Genomic DNA, 14,364 nt, shown 5'->3' on the forward strand with positions numbered 1-14,364 from the left:
TTCGGGTGAGGCAGAGGCCGCATTTTCCCACACTCGCCGGGTCGCCCTCCAAATTGACCTGTTGTCTCGATATCTGTAACATGTGAATACCTGTTCATATGTGTGTCAATCATGCCGCTTGCCATGGTGTCCGCTGTCTCTCCCGTGAGTTTCGAAGACCGCTCGGTGGAGACGATCGTGCCGCTGGCCGACCTGTTTCGCCTGCTTGGCGATCCGACGCGTTTGCGCATCGTGCTCGCGTGCGTCGACGAGCGGCGCGCGGTCGGCGCGATTGCGGAGGGACTGGGCTTGTCGCCGTCGCTGGTAAGTCACCATTTGCGGCTGCTGCGCGCGGCGCGGATCGTGCGCGCGGAGCGGCAGGGCAAGCAGGTGTTCTATCTTGCCGCTGATCGTCATATCAGCGCGATGCTGGCCGGCATGCTCGAGCATGTGGCTGAGCCGGCCGGCGAATTTCCTTTGGACCAGTCATGAAGAAAACCACTGTCCCGAACCGGGCCGCCGAAGAACGCGAGGACGACCACGCGCCGGTGTGGCTCGAAGGGGAGTTCGACGGGATCGATGGCGAAGATGTACCGGTCGAGGGGCGGGCGGGCGAGGTTCGCGATGAGGCCGAGCTTCGTCACGGCGCGGTTCGTCGCGATGACGACGATGCACGTGAGAGCGGCACGCAGGGTTACGAAGCGCGTGAGCGGGCAGGAAACCCACACGGTTTGCGTGAGCAGGGCGCACATGATCGCGGCGCGGACTATAGCCAGAGCGCCGGCAGTCAAGGTAGCCATGCCGACCACAACCACGACCGCCACGCCGCTCAGCCTCGGAGCGCTCACAGTCACGCCGCCCAGGCTCACAGCGCCCACGACCACGACAGTCGCGCCGGTCAACCTCACCGCGACCACAGCCACGGCAGTCACGCCGGTCAACTTCACAGCGCCCACAACCATGGCAGTCACGCCGGTCAACCTCACAGCGACCACAACCACGACAGCCACGCCAGCCACAGTCACAGCGCCCACAACCACGCCGGCCATCACCACGCCCACGCACCCGCCGCCGGCCACGGCCGTGCCTTCGCACTCGCCGTCGCCCTGAACGTAGCGATCGTAGTGGTTCAAGCCGTCTACGGCGTACTCGCGCATTCCACCGCGCTGCTCGCCGACGCCGGCCACAATCTCTCCGACGTGCTCGGCCTGCTGCTCGCCTGGGGCGCAACCTGGCTCGCCGCGCGTCGTCCGTCGGCACGCTATACCTTCGGCTACGGCAGTTCGTCGATCCTGGCGTCGCTCGCCAATGCGGGGTTGTTGCTGTTCGCGTGCGGCGTAATCGTCGCCGAGGCCATTGGGCGCCTGGTGAACCCGGCGCCCGTCGCGGGACTGGTGGTGTTCGTCGTCGCGACGGTCGGCGTAATCGTGAACGGCTTCTCGGCGTGGCTCTTCATGCGCGGTCAGAAGGACGATCTGAACATTCGTGGCGCTTTCCTGCATATGGCCGCGGACGCCGGCATCTCGGCCGCGGTCGCGATCAGCGGTCTGGTGATTCTCTATACCAACTGGACGTGGCTCGACCCGGTAATGAGCCTGCTCGTGGTTGCGGTGGTGGTGGCCGGAACGTGGGGCTTGCTGCGCGATTCGGTGCGCATGGCGCTCGACGCCGTGCCGCCCGGCGTCGATCTGCAGCGTATCCGCGACTATCTCGCCGGACAGCCCGGCGTCACCGACGTGCACGACCTGCACGTCTGGGCGTTGTCGACCACCGGCAATGCGCTCAGCGCGCATCTGGTGATGCCGGCAGGCCATCCCGGCGACGAGTCGATCGACGCCATTGTCATCACATTGCGCGAGCGCTTTTCGATGCAGCACGCCACGCTGCAAGTCGATCTCGGCACCACCGAGCACCGATGTGCGATGGATCACTCTCACGATTGATGCAGCGCACCGTTGGGCGGATTATCGTCGGCGTACACTAGAACGATCTGTTGCCTCCGGAGTCCCGCATGGACGCTGCCGCACATGATGCGTCGCCGGTGCTGATCGTTGGGGCGGGGCCGACCGGCCTCGCCGCGGCGATGAGTCTGGCGCGTGCCCACATCCCCGTGCGTCTGATCGACAAAGCGCTGCAACCGAGCCCGTATTCGCGGGCCATCGGCATTCAGGCGCGCACGCTCGAACTGTTTGAACAGCACCGGCTGATCGAGCCGTTTCTCGAACTCGGTCATCGCGCGCGCATCGCCAATCTTTTTTCCAACGGCATGCGTCTCGCACGCCTCGATTTCGATCCGTTGCACACGCGCTATCCCTATCTGCTGTTTCTCGATCAATCGGTAACCGAACGTTTGCTGACGGAGCATCTCGCGACGCTCGGCGTGACGGTCGAACGCGGCGTTGAACTGACGATGTTCGCGCAGGGTGCCGCCAGCATCCAGGCGACCTTGCGGCACGCGAATGGCCACACGGAGACCATCCGCCCGTCGTACGTGATCGCGGCTGACGGGGCGCATAGCACGATCCGCCACCGGCTTGGCCTGAGCTTTGCGGGCAGCACCTTCGAACAGACGTTCCTGCTCGCCGACGTGCATGCCGAAACCGATTGGCCCGAAGATGAATTTCATATCTTCGCGTCGAGCGAAGGTCTCGTCGCTCTGTTTCCGATGGGTCATGGCCGTCATCGTCTGATTGCAGATCATCCGGTCGAGCCGACTTCGGTTCCGGCACCCGCCACGCCCGCGGTGCTCGGCGAACCGCCCCTCAGCCTGGTCTCGCCGCCGTCGCTCGCCGAATGCAAGACGCTGATCGCCCGGCGCGTGCGGGAACGCGTCGACGTGTCGGACCTGACGTGGTCGTCGTATTTCCATCTGAACAGCAGAATGGTGGAGCGGCTGCGCGTCGGCCGCGTCTTCCTCGCGGGAGATGCGGCTCACGTCCATAGCCCGGCCGGCGCGCAAGGAATGAACACGGGCATTCAGGAAGCACTCAATCTCGGCTGGAAGATCGCGCGTGTTCTGAAAGGCGCGGCGCCTGATCGCCTGCTCGATACGTATCACAATGAACGGCACCCGATCGAGCGCGACGTGTTACGGCAAACGGGCTTCATCACACAGATGGCCGAGGCCAATCATGGGCCGCTGAAGCTGCTGCGCGAGCGCGTGATGCCGGTGCTGGCCGCGCTCGGTCCGCTGCGCGATGCGGCGCGGATGACCATCAGCGAGTTGTCGATCCAGTACCGGCGCAGTCCGCTGACACTCGAGCGTGTCCTCGACGGCGGCCCGCATGCCGGCGAACGCGCGCCGGATGCGCTGGTGCATGTGGTCGACGGGCCGCTTGGCCGTGCGCCGGGTGTCGGATGCATTTTCGATCTGCACGATCCCGCGTTCTTCTCGCTGTTTCTGCTGGTCCCGCCGCAGCCCGTCGACGATACGCCGCTCGATCCGGCCGCGAAACACGCATCGCCGCCGGACCCGGAACTGGAGCGGCTGGCTGCGGAAGTCGAGAAATTGCTGCCGGGCGCGGTGCGCATCTGGCGCGTGACCGACACGAGCGGCGAGGGCGGCCCGGCGCTATCCGAATCGTATGGACGCACCCGGCCGTCGTTCTATCTGGTGCGGCCGGACGGCTATATCAGCGCGCGTGGGCGCACGGGGTCCGACCTGCACGGTCTGCTGCGGCATTGCGAAGCGTGGTTCACCGTGGGTGGTGAGATACCGGAGCAGGCGGCGTTGTGAGTTCACCGTGCAGGCCGGCCCGTAAAGTGGGCCGCCTTGTGGATGGCAGGCGCCGCGCGAACGGCGCTTTGCCTATACCGCCGTAGAAAGCGCAGCCGGCGTCAAGCTGTCACGATGTTTGACGAGCGCTTCCCTGACAATGCCCGACATCTCGATGCCACCCGCATCCGGCTCATCCAGCGCGGCCAGCAAAGCGCGCCGCATGCGCGGTTCCCAGAAGCGGCGGATATGATCGGCGATGCCGGCGAGCGCTTCCTCGCGATCCGGCATCGAATCGAAAAAATCGCCGATCCGGTTCGCCATATCGATCAGATTCTGATTGTCCATGGCTTGCCTCACTTACCCGATGTCGCGTTGGCCAACTCGCGCTGCTTCAGCAGATCGAGCTGCTCCGTGTTGAAGCGCGAATAATCCTTCTGCCATTGCGACGGCTGTTCGACCGGCATCACCTGCACCGCGGTCACCTTGTATTCGGGACAGTTGGTGGCCCAGTCCGAGCTATCCGTGGTGATCACGTTCGCGCCCGATTCGGGGAAGTGGAACGTCGTGTAGACGACGCCCGGCTGCATCCGCTCGGTCACCTTCGCACGCAACACGGTTTGTCCCGCCCGCGATTCGATGCCCACCCAATCGTCGTGCCTGATGCCGCGTTCTTCCGCGTCGTGCGGATGGATCTCGAGACGATCTTCGTCATGCCAGCGCGAATTCTCGGTGCGGCGCGTTTGCGCACCGACGTTGTACTGCGACAGGATGCGGCCCGTGGTGAGCAGCAGCGGGAACTTGCGTGTGACCTTTTCTGGCGTCGCGATGAACTTCGTAATCACGAACTTGCCCTTGCCGCGCACGAAGGCGTCGATGTGCATGGTCGGCGTGCCATTGGGCGCGTCCTCGTTGCACGGCCACTGGATACTGCCGAGCTCCTCGAGTTTCTTGTACGACACACCATGGAAAGTCGGCGTGAGATGCGCAATCTCGTCCATGATCTGCGACGGATGCGTGTAACCCATCTCGTACCCGAGTGCACGCGCGAGCATCACGGTGACTTCCCAGTCGGCGTAACCCGGCACCGGCGGCATCACCTTGCGCACGCGCGAGATGCGGCGCTCCGCGTTGGTGAAGGTGCCGTCCTTTTCGAGGAACGACGAACCCGGCAGCAGCACGTGCGCGTACTTCGCGGTCTCGTTGAGGAAAATGTCCTGCACGACGATGCATTCCATCGACGACAGCGCTGCCGACACGTGATGCGTGTTCGGATCGGATTGCACGATGTCTTCGCCCTGGCAGTACAGGCCCTTGAAGGTGCCGTGCACGGCGGCGTCGAACATGTTCGGAATGCGCAGGCCGGGTTCGGGCTGCAGCGTGACGTTCCAGGCTTCCTCGAACAGCGCGCGCGTGATCGAATCGCTGATATGGCGATAGCCCGGCAGTTCGTGCGGGAACGAGCCCATGTCGCATGAACCCTGCACATTGTTCTGACCGCGCAACGGATTCACGCCCACCCCTTCGCGGCCGATGTTGCCGGTTGCCATCGCCAGATTCGCGATGCCCATCACCATCGTGGAACCTTGCGCGTGTTCGGTGACGCCGAGGCCGTAATAGATCGCGGCGTTGCCGCCGGTGGCATAGATGCGGGCCGCTTCGCGGAGGGATGCGGCGGGCACGCCGGTGAGTTCCTCGGTGGCTTCCGGTGCGTTCTCAGGCAGGGCGACGAATGCGCGCCATTGCTCGAATGCCCGTGTTTCGCAGCGCTCGGCGATGAACGCTTCGTTCAGCAAGCCTTCGGTCACGATTACATGCGCGAGCGCATTGACCACGGCGACGTTGGTGCCCGGACGCAATTGCAGATGATGCGAGGCCTTCACGTGCGGCGTATCGACGATATCGATGCGGCGCGGATCGATGACGATCAGCTTCGCGCCTTCGCGGATACGGCGCTTCATACGCGAGCCGAATACCGGGTGGCCGTCGGTTGGATTCGCGCCGATCACCATGATCACGTCGGCTTTGTCGACCGAAGCGAAGGTCTGCGTGCCGGCCGATTCGCCGAGCGTGGTCTTCAGACCGTATCCAGTCGGCGAGTGGCACACGCGCGCACAGGTGTCGACATTGTTGTTGCCGAACGCGGCCCGCACGAGCTTCTGCACGAGATACGTTTCTTCGTTCGTGCAGCGCGACGACGTGATGCCGCCGATCGAATCGCGGCCGTGCTTCGCCTGAATGCGCCGGAATTCCGACGCCGCGTAAGTGAGCGCTTCTTCCCAGCTGACTTCGCGCCACGGGTCCGTGATCTTCGCGCGGATCATCGGCTTGGTGATGCGGTCCTTGTGCGTCGCGTAGCCCCAGGCGAAACGGCCCTTCACACATGCGTGGCCTTCGTTGGCCTGGCCGTTCTTGTGCGGCACCATCCGCACGACCTGGTTGCCCTTCATCTCGGCCTTGAACGAACAGCCGACGCCGCAATACGCGCAGGTGGTGACGACCGAGTGCTCGGACTGGCCGAGCATGATGACGGTTTTCTCCTGCAAGGTCGCGGTCGGGCACGCGGCGACGCATGCGCCGCACGACACGCATTCCGATTCCATGAACGGCTTGTTTTCGCTCGCCGCGACGCGCGATTCGAAGCCGCGTCCGGCGATGGTCAGCGCGAACGTGCCCTGCGTTTCTTCGCACGCGCGCACGCAGCGATTGCAGACGATGCACTTCGACGGGTCGTACGTGAAGTACGGATTCGATTCGTCTTTCTTGTCCTTCAGATGGTTCGCGCCGTCAAAGCCGTAGCGCACTTCGCGCAAGCCGGTGACGCCTGCCATGTCCTGCAATTCGCAGTCGCCGTTGGCGGGGCAGGTCAGGCAGTCGAGCGGGTGATCGGAAATGTACAGTTCCATCACGTTACGGCGCAGCGACTGCAGACGATCGGTTTGCGTGCGGACCTTCATGCCGGCTTCGACAGGCGTCGTGCACGAAGCGGGGTAGCCGCGTTTGCCTTCGATCTCGACCAGACATAGACGGCATGAGCCGAACGGTTCGAGGGAATCGGTTGCGCAGAGCTTGGGCACGTTGACGCCGGCTTCGACGGCGGCGCGCATCACGGACGTGCCGGCCGGAACCGTCACCGCCTGGCCGTCGATTTCCAGCGTGACGTCGACGTCGGCATGACGCGCGGGTGTGCCGTAGTCGGTGTCGTCAAAGAACGAACGGGGCGCACGTTGTTGCGCTTGTGCCTGCGATTTGCACGCGCAATTACCGGAGCCGCAGCCGCCCCCTACGGGGATTTCCTTCGGGGCGCCGGCAGGGGAGGTGAGCACATCGGACATGTGAGGCTCCTGGGTCAGGCCGCAGCCGCTTTGGGCGCGAGGTCGTGTACGTTATCGAGCCCGAAGTCTTCGGGGAAATGGTCGAGTGCGGACAGCACGGGGAACGGCGTCATGCCGCCCATCGCGCAGAGCGAACCGGACACCATCGTGTCGCACAGATCGCGCAACAACTGCACTTGCCGCGTGGACGTATCGCCGTTGCGGATCCGTCCGATCACTTCGACGCCGCGCGTCGAGCCGATCCGGCAGGGCGTGCATTTGCCGCACGATTCGAGCGCGCAGAAGTGCATCGCGTATTGCGCGAGTTCGGCGAGATTCGACGTGTCGTCATGCACGACGATGCCGCCGTGGCCGACCACCGCGCCGACGGCCGCGTACGCTTCGTAGTCCATGGGGATGTCCCACTGGCTTTCCGGCAAATACGTGCCGAGCGGGCCGCCGACCTGCACGGCGCGCGCCGGGCGGCCGCTGGCCGTGCCGCCGCCATAGTCGTAGAGCAGCTCGCGCAGCGTGACGCCGAACGCGAGCTCGACCAGACCGCCTTGCTTCACGTTGCCGGCGAGCTGGAACGGCAGCGTGCCGCGCGAGCGGCCCATGCCGAAGTCTTTATAGAACGCCGCACCGCGCGCGAAGATGATCGGCACCGTGGCGAGCGTGATCACATTGTTGATCACGGTCGGCTGGCCGAACAGGCCGACTAGAGCGGGCACCGGCGGCTTCGCGCGCACGATGCCGCGTTTGCCTTCGAGCGATTCGAGCAGCGCGGTTTCCTCGCCGCAGACATAGGCGCCCGCGCCTTTCGCCACGAACAGGTCGAAGCGATGTACCGACGAGCCGAGCACGCTGTCGCCGAGCCAGCCGGCGGCGCGCGCCTGGGCGATCGCGGCTTCGAGCGTCGCGATCGAGTGCGGATACTCGCTGCGCACGTAGATATAGCCAACCGTCGCGCCGGTTACGATGCCCGCAATGATCATTCCTTCGATCAGCATGTACGGATCGCTTTCCATTACCAAACGGTCGGAGAAGGTGCCGGAATCCCCTTCGTCCGCATTGCAGACGATGTATTTCTGCGCCGCTTTGGCGCCGCGTACCGTGCGCCATTTGATGCCGGCGGGGAAGGCGGCACCGCCGCGGCCGCGCAGGCCGGATTCGATCAGCGCTTCGCAGGCGGCGTCACCGTCGGTTTTCAAGGCGTGCTTGAGACCTTCAAGGCCGCCGTGAGCAATGTAGTCGTCGATGGAAAGCGGATCGGTGATGCCGATGCGCGCGAAGGTCAGGCGCTGTTGTTTCTTCAGATACGGGATGTCATCGACCACGCCGATGCGGCTCGCGTGCTCGCCGCCTTCGATAAAACCAGCGTCGAACAGCGCGGCAACGTCGGTCTCTTCGACGTTCGCGTAGCCGACCCGGCCTTCAGCCGTCGCAACTTCGACGAGCGGTTCAAGCCACAGCAAACCGCGCGAACCGTTGCGAACCAGTTCGATTGCGATGCCGCGGCGTGCGGCTTCAGCTTCGATTGCCTGAGCCAGCGCGTCTGCGCCGAGCGCCAATGCTGACGAATCACGGGGAACGTAAATGCGTGTCATGCCGTGACCTCCACGCATTTGCCGGCGGCTGCGAACACCGCGTCGAACTTTTGTGGCGTGACCTTGGCGTGCAGCGTGCCGTTGAGCATCATCGCCGGCGAGAGCGCGCATTGGCCGAGGCAATACACCGATTCCAGTTCGACCGTCGCGCCATGCTGATGCTCCGCGTCAAAACGGCAGCCGGTGTGCGCTTCGATATGCTGCGCGAGCGCCTCGGTACCCATGCTGCGGCATGCTTCGGCGCGGCACAGTTGCACCGTGACAGGCGCGGCGGGCTGCGTGCGGAAATGGTGGTAGTAGGTGATGACGCCGTGCACTTCTGCGCGCGACAGGTTCAGGGCACGCGCGAGCGGTGCGACCGTGTCGGGCGGCACATAGCCGAGTTCGTCCTGAATGGCGTGCAGTACCGCTAGCAGCGACCTGCCCGGTTGCGCGTGACGCTGCACCAACTGATCCGGCGCGACGGCGATGGAATCGTCCAAGTGGGGGCTCCTCCAAAGTCATATATGCACTTGTTATTCATAATGCGTGCACTTATGCTTCGTATATTCGATATGGAATAGCCGAACAATAGGCGGGTGATACGCCGCGTGCAATAGGAAAGAGTTGAACATATATGATCAGGATCGAATGCCAGGCGCAGCTGGTTGTGAAGGGTCCGGATGGCCGTGAGGCAAGCCTGTCGGACGTGGTGCCGCTGCTCGCGCTCGTGGACGAATCCGGCAGCATCGCGCAGGCGGCGACGCTTAAGGGTTTGTCCTACCGTCATGCGTGGGGTTTATTGCGCAGCATCGAGGAGCGTTTGGGTGGTCCGCTGATCGCGAAGGAGCGCGGGCGCGGCTCGGTGCTGTCCGAACTCGGTCAGGCCGTGTTGCGCGCGCAGCGTTTGTGCGGCGAGCGGCTCGACGGCAACATGCAGGCGCTCGCGAGCGAAGTCGCCAGCGACCTGAACCGCTGGCTCGCGCCGGCCGCTGACGACGTGCGGATTTACGCGTCGCACGGTTACGCGGTGGCAGCGCTGGTGACGGCGCTGGTCGCGAACGATCTGCCGGTCGATATCAAATACCGCGACAGCGCGGATGCGGTTAGCGCGCTCGCCCGCGGCGAATGTGATCTGGCCGGCTTTCACTTACCGCTGGGCGAGTTTCGTGCGGCCTGCGCGGATACGTATCGGCGTTGGCTCGATCCGCAACGTCATGTGCTCTTGCATCTGACGAGGCGCAAACAGGGCCTCTTTCTCGGCAAGGGGAATCCAAAGAGAATCGGTGGCCTGAGCGACCTCGCGCGCGACGACATTCGCTTCGTCAATCGTCAGCCCGGTTCCGGCACGCGCATGCTGCTCGATCTCGCGCTACGAAAAGTCGGGGTCGATCCGGATCGGGTCAATGGTTATGCGTCGGCGGAACTCACGCATTCGGCGATCGCGGCGTTCGTGGCGAGCGGCATGGCGGATGTGGGTTTCGGCGTCGAACCGGCGGCGCATCACTTCGGGCTCGACTTCATTCCGATCGTCGACGAAGACTATTACTTCGCCTGCGACCGTGCCCGGCTGGAGCGCGCGCCACTCGCCATGGTGATCGGCTTGCTGCGCGGCGCCGCGTTTCGGCATAGCGTCGAACAGCTCGAAGGCTACGATCCACGCGACTGCGGCAAGCTGCTCGATCTCGATGCGGGGCTGGGTCCATCTGCGGTGTAAGCAACTGTAAACAAATTGATGCCGTCGCCGCTGCGTGGGGCGTTTGTTTGGGATAATCTCTAGCCTTCCGCTTACGCCTTAACCGCGCGCTATGCCGCGCTGAATCGATATGAAAGTTCTTTTTCACGCATGTGCCGCTGCAGTAACGGCCGGGGTGCTTCTCGCCACCGCTTCGGTTGCTTTCGCACAGAATTCGCCAGGTGTGCCGGGCGGTATCCTGCAAGACCAGTTCCGGCTTGCCGAACATCCGCAGATGCCATTTGCGGCGTCGGCGCCCTCGGATAAATACCAGTCCAACAAAAAGTCAGCCATGCGCAAGCGTGGCGATAACGGCGATCCGAACGGATGCAATTTGCAGTGTCCTAAAGACGAATAAGCGCGCGAATCGGCGCTTTTGTCTTCCGTTTTCGTGTTTTGCTTGTGTATTGCGCTTTTGTATTTGTTTGAGACGCCGGCATGTTGCCGGCGTTTTTCGTTTGAGCGTTCTATCAGGTCTCCCGGTTCTGGCTTCGTCGGTCAGCGGCTAGCGGTTATGGCTTTGCCGTGTGCCACATGTCCTTGAAACCGTCTCCCTTCATGTCCCCCGCCTGCTTGTCGGCTGCGTAGCGATATAGCGGATGGCCTTTGTATGCCCATTGCTGTTTGCCGTCGGCAGATGGAATCACGGTCCAGTCGCCTGACGGCTTGTCCGACGCGCTCGCCATGGCCGCAGGCCAGTAGTTCATGCAGCCGCCGGTGCAGGCGCTCACGCCGGGCGTGGTGTCCTTGTCGAAGGTGTAGAGCGTCATGCCGTCCGCGTTGACGAAGCGGCCGTCGACGATCTTCGGGGCTTCGGCAAAAGCAGTCTGTTGCAGTGCGAGGAGAGTCAGCGTGGAGAGGCAGAAGAGAGTCTTGCGCATGATGTCGGCTCCTGATTTTGACGTTGGTCTCGCGCGGAACGCGGCGGGCGGACGCGCGTGGGGAATAAACGATTGAGGGGATGCGTTTATTCCCTTGGTTTCGCGCGATTTTGATACCCGCAAGCCAGAAGGCCCGCTTGATGAGCGGGCCTTCTGGCTTATATGTGGCCAACAAAAAACCCGTAAGCAGCAGGCTGCTTACGGGTTTTGAGTGAGTCTTGATGGTGCGGATTGAAACAATGTTCTGGTGGAGGCGGCGGGAATCGAACCCGCGTCCAGAAGCACTCTACGACTAGTTCTACATACTTAGTTCTGTCATTTGATTTAACCACCACGACGCGGACGAACACGCTGCGTGACGGCGATTCACTAGATTTTCGACCTTGGCGTCGTGACGCCGCCAAGACTTAACTGACGTATATGACCTCTGTCGGTATTGCTACCGGTCTTGCGACTCTAGCCCGTCAGTGAACTAGGCAGAGGACGGCGGCCCTTAGGCTGCCAGTGCGAACGTTTCGTCGTTTGCAGTTACGTTTTTCCCATTGATTAACGAGGTGACGGGTCCTCGGTATGCCCTAGCCGCTTCGCAACCCCTGTCGAAACCAGGTCGCCCCCGCGGTTCGTTGCCCAAAACGTCAGGGCCAAGCGCAGATTTTACAATAGTTTGACGGCCACGTCCTGGCTGATTGCCGTTTGTCTTGCCGTCTCGACGGGCTGCTGAATTGACGCGGTGAATTGGCAAGGCAGTGGGACGCAGAGGCGGCGAGACGCGTTGCGTGCGCTGTGTGTCCGTGTTCGCGATATGCGCTCGGGCCTTCAGCCGATGTCGCGCAGCAGCTTTTGCAATTCCGCAGGCGATTGCACGACATGCTGCGCGTGCCATTGCGTCGGCGGAATGTCGTTGCCGCAGTAACCGTAGGCGGCCGCGATGGTCTTCATGCCGGCCGCGAAACCCGCCTGCACGTCGCGTAGGTCGTCGCCGACATAGACGATGCGTTCCGGCACCACATCCAGTTCGCGCGCGGCGTGCAACAGGGGCGCGGGGTGTGGCTTCGAATGCGGGGTCGTGTCGCCGCTCACCACGCAGCCGGCGCGCTCTTCCAGGCCGAGTTGTGCGATCAGCGGCTCGGTGAGCCTCGCGACCTTATTCGTCACAATGCCCCAGCGCACGCCCCGTGCGTCGAGATCGTCGAGCAATTCGGGGATGCCGGGGAACAGGGTGGTTTCGATGCACAAGTCCGCTTCGTAATTGGCGAGAAACTCCTCGCGCATCGATGCGAACTCGTGATCTTCAGGGCCGATGCCGAAGGCCCCGCCGATCAGCCCGCGCGCGCCCGCGGAGGCGAGCGGCCGCAGGTCTTCGAGCGGCACCATCTCCAGGCTGCGATCGTGGCGCATTTTATTGACGGCGGCCGCGAGGTCGGGCGCGGTGTCGGCCAGCGTGCCGTCGAGGTCGAACAGGACAGCCTGGCAAAGACCGAGCGCATTGTCGTTGTCTTCGCGTTGGGGCAGGGGCGTGGGATCGCTCATTGAGTGGGTCGAGTCCGGGCAGGTGGGGCGGATCAGACGTCGCGGCGGCAGGCGAGCATGTAGTTCACGCTCGTGTCGGCGGACAGGGTGAAATGCTTGCTGAGCGGGTTATAAACGATACCTTTGATGTCGACCGTATGCAGGCCGGCGGTGCGCACGAAGCTCGCCAATTCCGACGGACGGATGAAGCGCGCGTAGTCGTGCGTCCCTTTGGGCAGCATCCGCGCGATATATTCGGCGCCAATCACCGCGAACAGGTACGACTTCACGTTGCGGTTCAGCGTGGAGAAAAACACCCAGCCACCCGGTTTCACCAAGGTCTTGCATGCCTCGACGATGGCAGCCGGTTCGGGCACGTGCTCAAGCATTTCCATGCAGGTGACGGCGTCGTAAGTGCCCGGTTCGCGGGCGGCCAGCGCTTCAGCGGCGATTTCTTCGTAATTGACGGTTACACCGCTTTCAAGGCTGTGAAGATCCGCGACGCCGAGCGCCTGGCTCGAGAGGTCGATCCCCTTCACATGTGCCCCTAATCCCGCCATCGACTCCGACAGAATGCCGCCGCCGCAGCCGATATCCAAAACGGTTTTACCCGCGAGATGCGCGTGTGCGTCGATCCAGCTCAGGCGAATCGGGTTGAGTTCATGCAGGGGTTTGAATTCGGCGTTCGGGTCCCACCAACGATGCGCGAGGTCGCTAAATTTCTGCAGTTCGTGGGGATCGGCGTTGGTCATGGCGGAAGCTGCCTCGATGAGAGCGTTGAGCGGGCGCTCGAGGATAAACCCTGAGTATATAGGTCGGGAGACGGGGCGGCAAAATGCCGCGCGGCGTCTGGCGCGTCCTGTTCCGGCGGATCGGGCGCGTGCGCGGAGGAGGCGGGCGGCGCCCATCACAGCGGCATAAAAAAAGCCCCGCCGAAGCGGGGCTTTGATACTGCAGCAATGTGTAGCTTACTGCTTCGAAGTACCGACAACTTCGACTTCCACGCGACGATCCGGTGCGAGGCAGGCGATGAGTTGCTTGTGGTTCTTCTGGTTGCAACCGGTCGTGACCGGGTTGCGCTTGCCCTTGCCTTCCGTATAGATACGGTTGGATTCGATGCCCTTGCTGACGAGGTATGCCTTGACAGCTTGAGCACGGCGCAGCGACAGACGGTCGTTGTACTTGTCCGAACCGATGCGGTCCGTGTAACCCGTTGCGACGACGACTTCCAGGTTCAGCGCGCCGATCTTCGATGCCAGATCGTCCAGCTTTTCCTTGCCAGCCGGCTTCAGGATAGCCTTGTCGAAGTCGAACAGAGCGTCAGCTTGATACGTAATCTTTTGGCTCGTAATAGCCGGTGCAGGTGCGACCGGAGCCGGCGGGGTCGGAGCCTGGGCAACCAGGGCGCCATCGCACTTAGCGTTGGCCGTTGCCGGCGTCCAGAATGCATCGCGCCAGCAAAGCTCGTTCGTGCCGTTCATCCACACGTATTCGCCGGTACCATTCACCCAGTTGTCATTCGTAGCTTGTCGCGACGCCGGCACCGATTGGGCCATGGCGGATGCAGCCATAACTGCGGTAGCTGCAATGAACGCGAGCTTTGAAAGTTTATTCATATTTCTCCTCTCGAAATTGAGATTACCGC

At 63.1% G+C, this 14,364-nt stretch carries 13 protein-coding genes and 1 other RNA gene; 5 read left to right on the plus strand and 9 right to left on the minus strand.

The window, feature by feature from the left end; all coding sequences use genetic code 11:
- The first annotated feature begins 111 nt into the window (after positions 1–111).
- The 3 genes from PQQ95_RS16415 to PQQ95_RS16425 all read left to right on the plus strand — a co-directional run bounded on the left by PQQ95_RS16415 (position 112) and on the right by PQQ95_RS16425 (position 3,715).
- Complete coding sequence (locus PQQ95_RS16415; RefSeq protein WP_408438427.1) at positions 112–471, plus strand: ArsR/SmtB family transcription factor; 360 nt, start codon at positions 112–114, stop codon at positions 469–471.
- 239 nt (positions 472–710) lie between these two features.
- Positions 711–1,922, plus strand: coding sequence for a cation diffusion facilitator family transporter (locus PQQ95_RS16420; protein WP_408438458.1), 1,212 nt, complete (start codon positions 711–713; stop codon positions 1,920–1,922).
- A gap of 68 nt (positions 1,923–1,990) precedes the next feature.
- On the plus strand, positions 1,991–3,715 hold the full coding sequence (locus tag PQQ95_RS16425; protein WP_408438428.1) for an FAD-dependent monooxygenase: 1,725 nt from the start codon (positions 1,991–1,993) through the stop codon (positions 3,713–3,715).
- A 72-nt stretch (positions 3,716–3,787) separates the two neighbouring features.
- Here PQQ95_RS16425 and PQQ95_RS16430 read toward each other — a convergent pair whose 3' ends face one another.
- From PQQ95_RS16430 to PQQ95_RS16445, 4 genes are read right to left on the minus strand one after another with little or no spacing between them, the layout of a single operon-like run.
- Positions 3,788–4,042, minus strand: a complete 255-nt coding sequence (locus PQQ95_RS16430) for a formate dehydrogenase subunit delta (RefSeq protein ID WP_408438429.1) — start codon at positions 4,040–4,042, stop codon at positions 3,788–3,790.
- Positions 4,043–4,050: 8 nt separating this feature from the next.
- Positions 4,051–7,029 carry a formate dehydrogenase subunit alpha gene (gene fdhF / locus PQQ95_RS16435; protein WP_408438430.1) on the minus strand — a complete coding sequence of 993 codons (2,979 nt, stop codon included), beginning with the start codon at positions 7,027–7,029 and terminating at the stop codon, positions 4,051–4,053.
- 14 nt (positions 7,030–7,043) lie between these two features.
- Positions 7,044–8,615 (minus strand): formate dehydrogenase beta subunit, encoded by a 1,572-nt coding sequence (locus tag PQQ95_RS16440; protein ID WP_408438431.1) that lies wholly within the window; start codon positions 8,613–8,615, stop codon positions 7,044–7,046.
- Complete coding sequence (locus tag PQQ95_RS16445) at positions 8,612–9,097, minus strand: NAD(P)H-dependent oxidoreductase subunit E (protein ID WP_408438432.1); 486 nt, start codon at positions 9,095–9,097, stop codon at positions 8,612–8,614. Before PQQ95_RS16445 ends, PQQ95_RS16440 begins: the two co-directional genes overlap by 4 nt.
- A 134-nt stretch (positions 9,098–9,231) precedes the next feature.
- Here PQQ95_RS16445 and PQQ95_RS16450 point away from each other — a divergent pair, with 134 nt between their 5' ends.
- Positions 9,232–10,311, plus strand: coding sequence for a substrate-binding domain-containing protein (locus PQQ95_RS16450; protein WP_408438433.1), 1,080 nt, complete (start codon positions 9,232–9,234; stop codon positions 10,309–10,311).
- Between the two features lie 109 nt (positions 10,312–10,420).
- A complete protein-coding gene (locus tag PQQ95_RS16455; protein ID WP_408438434.1) occupies positions 10,421–10,687 on the plus strand; it encodes a hypothetical protein in 267 nt (88 codons plus the stop codon).
- Positions 10,688–10,841: 154 nt separating this feature from the next.
- On the opposite strand, the gene PQQ95_RS16460 is transcribed toward PQQ95_RS16455, so the two are convergent.
- The 5 genes from PQQ95_RS16460 to ompA all read right to left on the minus strand — a co-directional run bounded on the left by PQQ95_RS16460 (position 10,842) and on the right by ompA (position 14,335).
- A complete protein-coding gene (locus tag PQQ95_RS16460) occupies positions 10,842–11,210 on the minus strand; it encodes a COG4315 family predicted lipoprotein (RefSeq protein ID WP_408438435.1) in 369 nt (122 codons plus the stop codon).
- A gap of 245 nt (positions 11,211–11,455) precedes the next feature.
- Positions 11,456–11,825, minus strand: a transfer-messenger RNA (tmRNA) gene (ssrA, locus tag PQQ95_RS16465).
- 201 nt (positions 11,826–12,026) lie between these two features.
- Complete coding sequence (locus tag PQQ95_RS16470; RefSeq protein ID WP_408438436.1) at positions 12,027–12,740, minus strand: HAD family hydrolase; 714 nt, start codon at positions 12,738–12,740, stop codon at positions 12,027–12,029.
- A 32-nt stretch (positions 12,741–12,772) separates the two neighbouring features.
- Positions 12,773–13,471, minus strand: coding sequence for a bifunctional 2-polyprenyl-6-hydroxyphenol methylase/3-demethylubiquinol 3-O-methyltransferase UbiG (ubiG, locus tag PQQ95_RS16475; RefSeq protein ID WP_408438459.1), 699 nt, complete (start codon positions 13,469–13,471; stop codon positions 12,773–12,775).
- A gap of 216 nt (positions 13,472–13,687) precedes the next feature.
- On the minus strand, positions 13,688–14,335 hold the full coding sequence (ompA, locus tag PQQ95_RS16480) for an outer membrane protein OmpA (protein WP_028200089.1): 648 nt from the start codon (positions 14,333–14,335) through the stop codon (positions 13,688–13,690).
- Between the last annotated feature and the right edge of the window lie 29 nt (positions 14,336–14,364).

Origin of the sequence: Paraburkholderia caffeinilytica, assembly GCF_046030355.1 — a bacterium.
GTDB classification, from domain to species: Bacteria; Pseudomonadota; Gammaproteobacteria; order Burkholderiales; family Burkholderiaceae; genus Paraburkholderia; species Paraburkholderia caffeinilytica_B.

Bases quoted from the DNA above. Each gene is read 5' to 3' on its own strand.
- PQQ95_RS16460 (WP_408438435.1), bottom strand. From the start codon at position 11,210: ATGCGCAAGACTCTCTTCTGCCTCTCCACGCTGACTCTCCTCGCACTG.
- PQQ95_RS16455 (WP_408438434.1), top strand. From the start codon at position 10,421: ATGAAAGTTCTTTTTCACGCATGTGCCGCTGCAGTAACGGCCGGGGTG.
- PQQ95_RS16450 (WP_408438433.1), top strand. From the start codon at position 9,232: ATGATCAGGATCGAATGCCAGGCGCAGCTGGTTGTGAAGGGTCCGGAT.
- PQQ95_RS16430 (WP_408438429.1), bottom strand. From the start codon at position 4,042: ATGGACAATCAGAATCTGATCGATATGGCGAACCGGATCGGCGATTTT.
- ubiG (WP_408438459.1), bottom strand. From the start codon at position 13,471: ATGACCAACGCCGATCCCCACGAACTGCAGAAATTTAGCGACCTCGCG.
- ompA (WP_028200089.1), bottom strand. From the start codon at position 14,335: ATGAATAAACTTTCAAAGCTCGCGTTCATTGCAGCTACCGCAGTTATG.
- fdhF (WP_408438430.1), bottom strand. From the start codon at position 7,029: ATGTCCGATGTGCTCACCTCCCCTGCCGGCGCCCCGAAGGAAATCCCC.
- PQQ95_RS16425 (WP_408438428.1), top strand. From the start codon at position 1,991: ATGGACGCTGCCGCACATGATGCGTCGCCGGTGCTGATCGTTGGGGCG.
- PQQ95_RS16415 (WP_408438427.1), top strand. From the start codon at position 112: ATGCCGCTTGCCATGGTGTCCGCTGTCTCTCCCGTGAGTTTCGAAGAC.
- PQQ95_RS16440 (WP_408438431.1), bottom strand. From the start codon at position 8,615: ATGACACGCATTTACGTTCCCCGTGATTCGTCAGCATTGGCGCTCGGC.
- PQQ95_RS16470 (WP_408438436.1), bottom strand. From the start codon at position 12,740: ATGAGCGATCCCACGCCCCTGCCCCAACGCGAAGACAACGACAATGCG.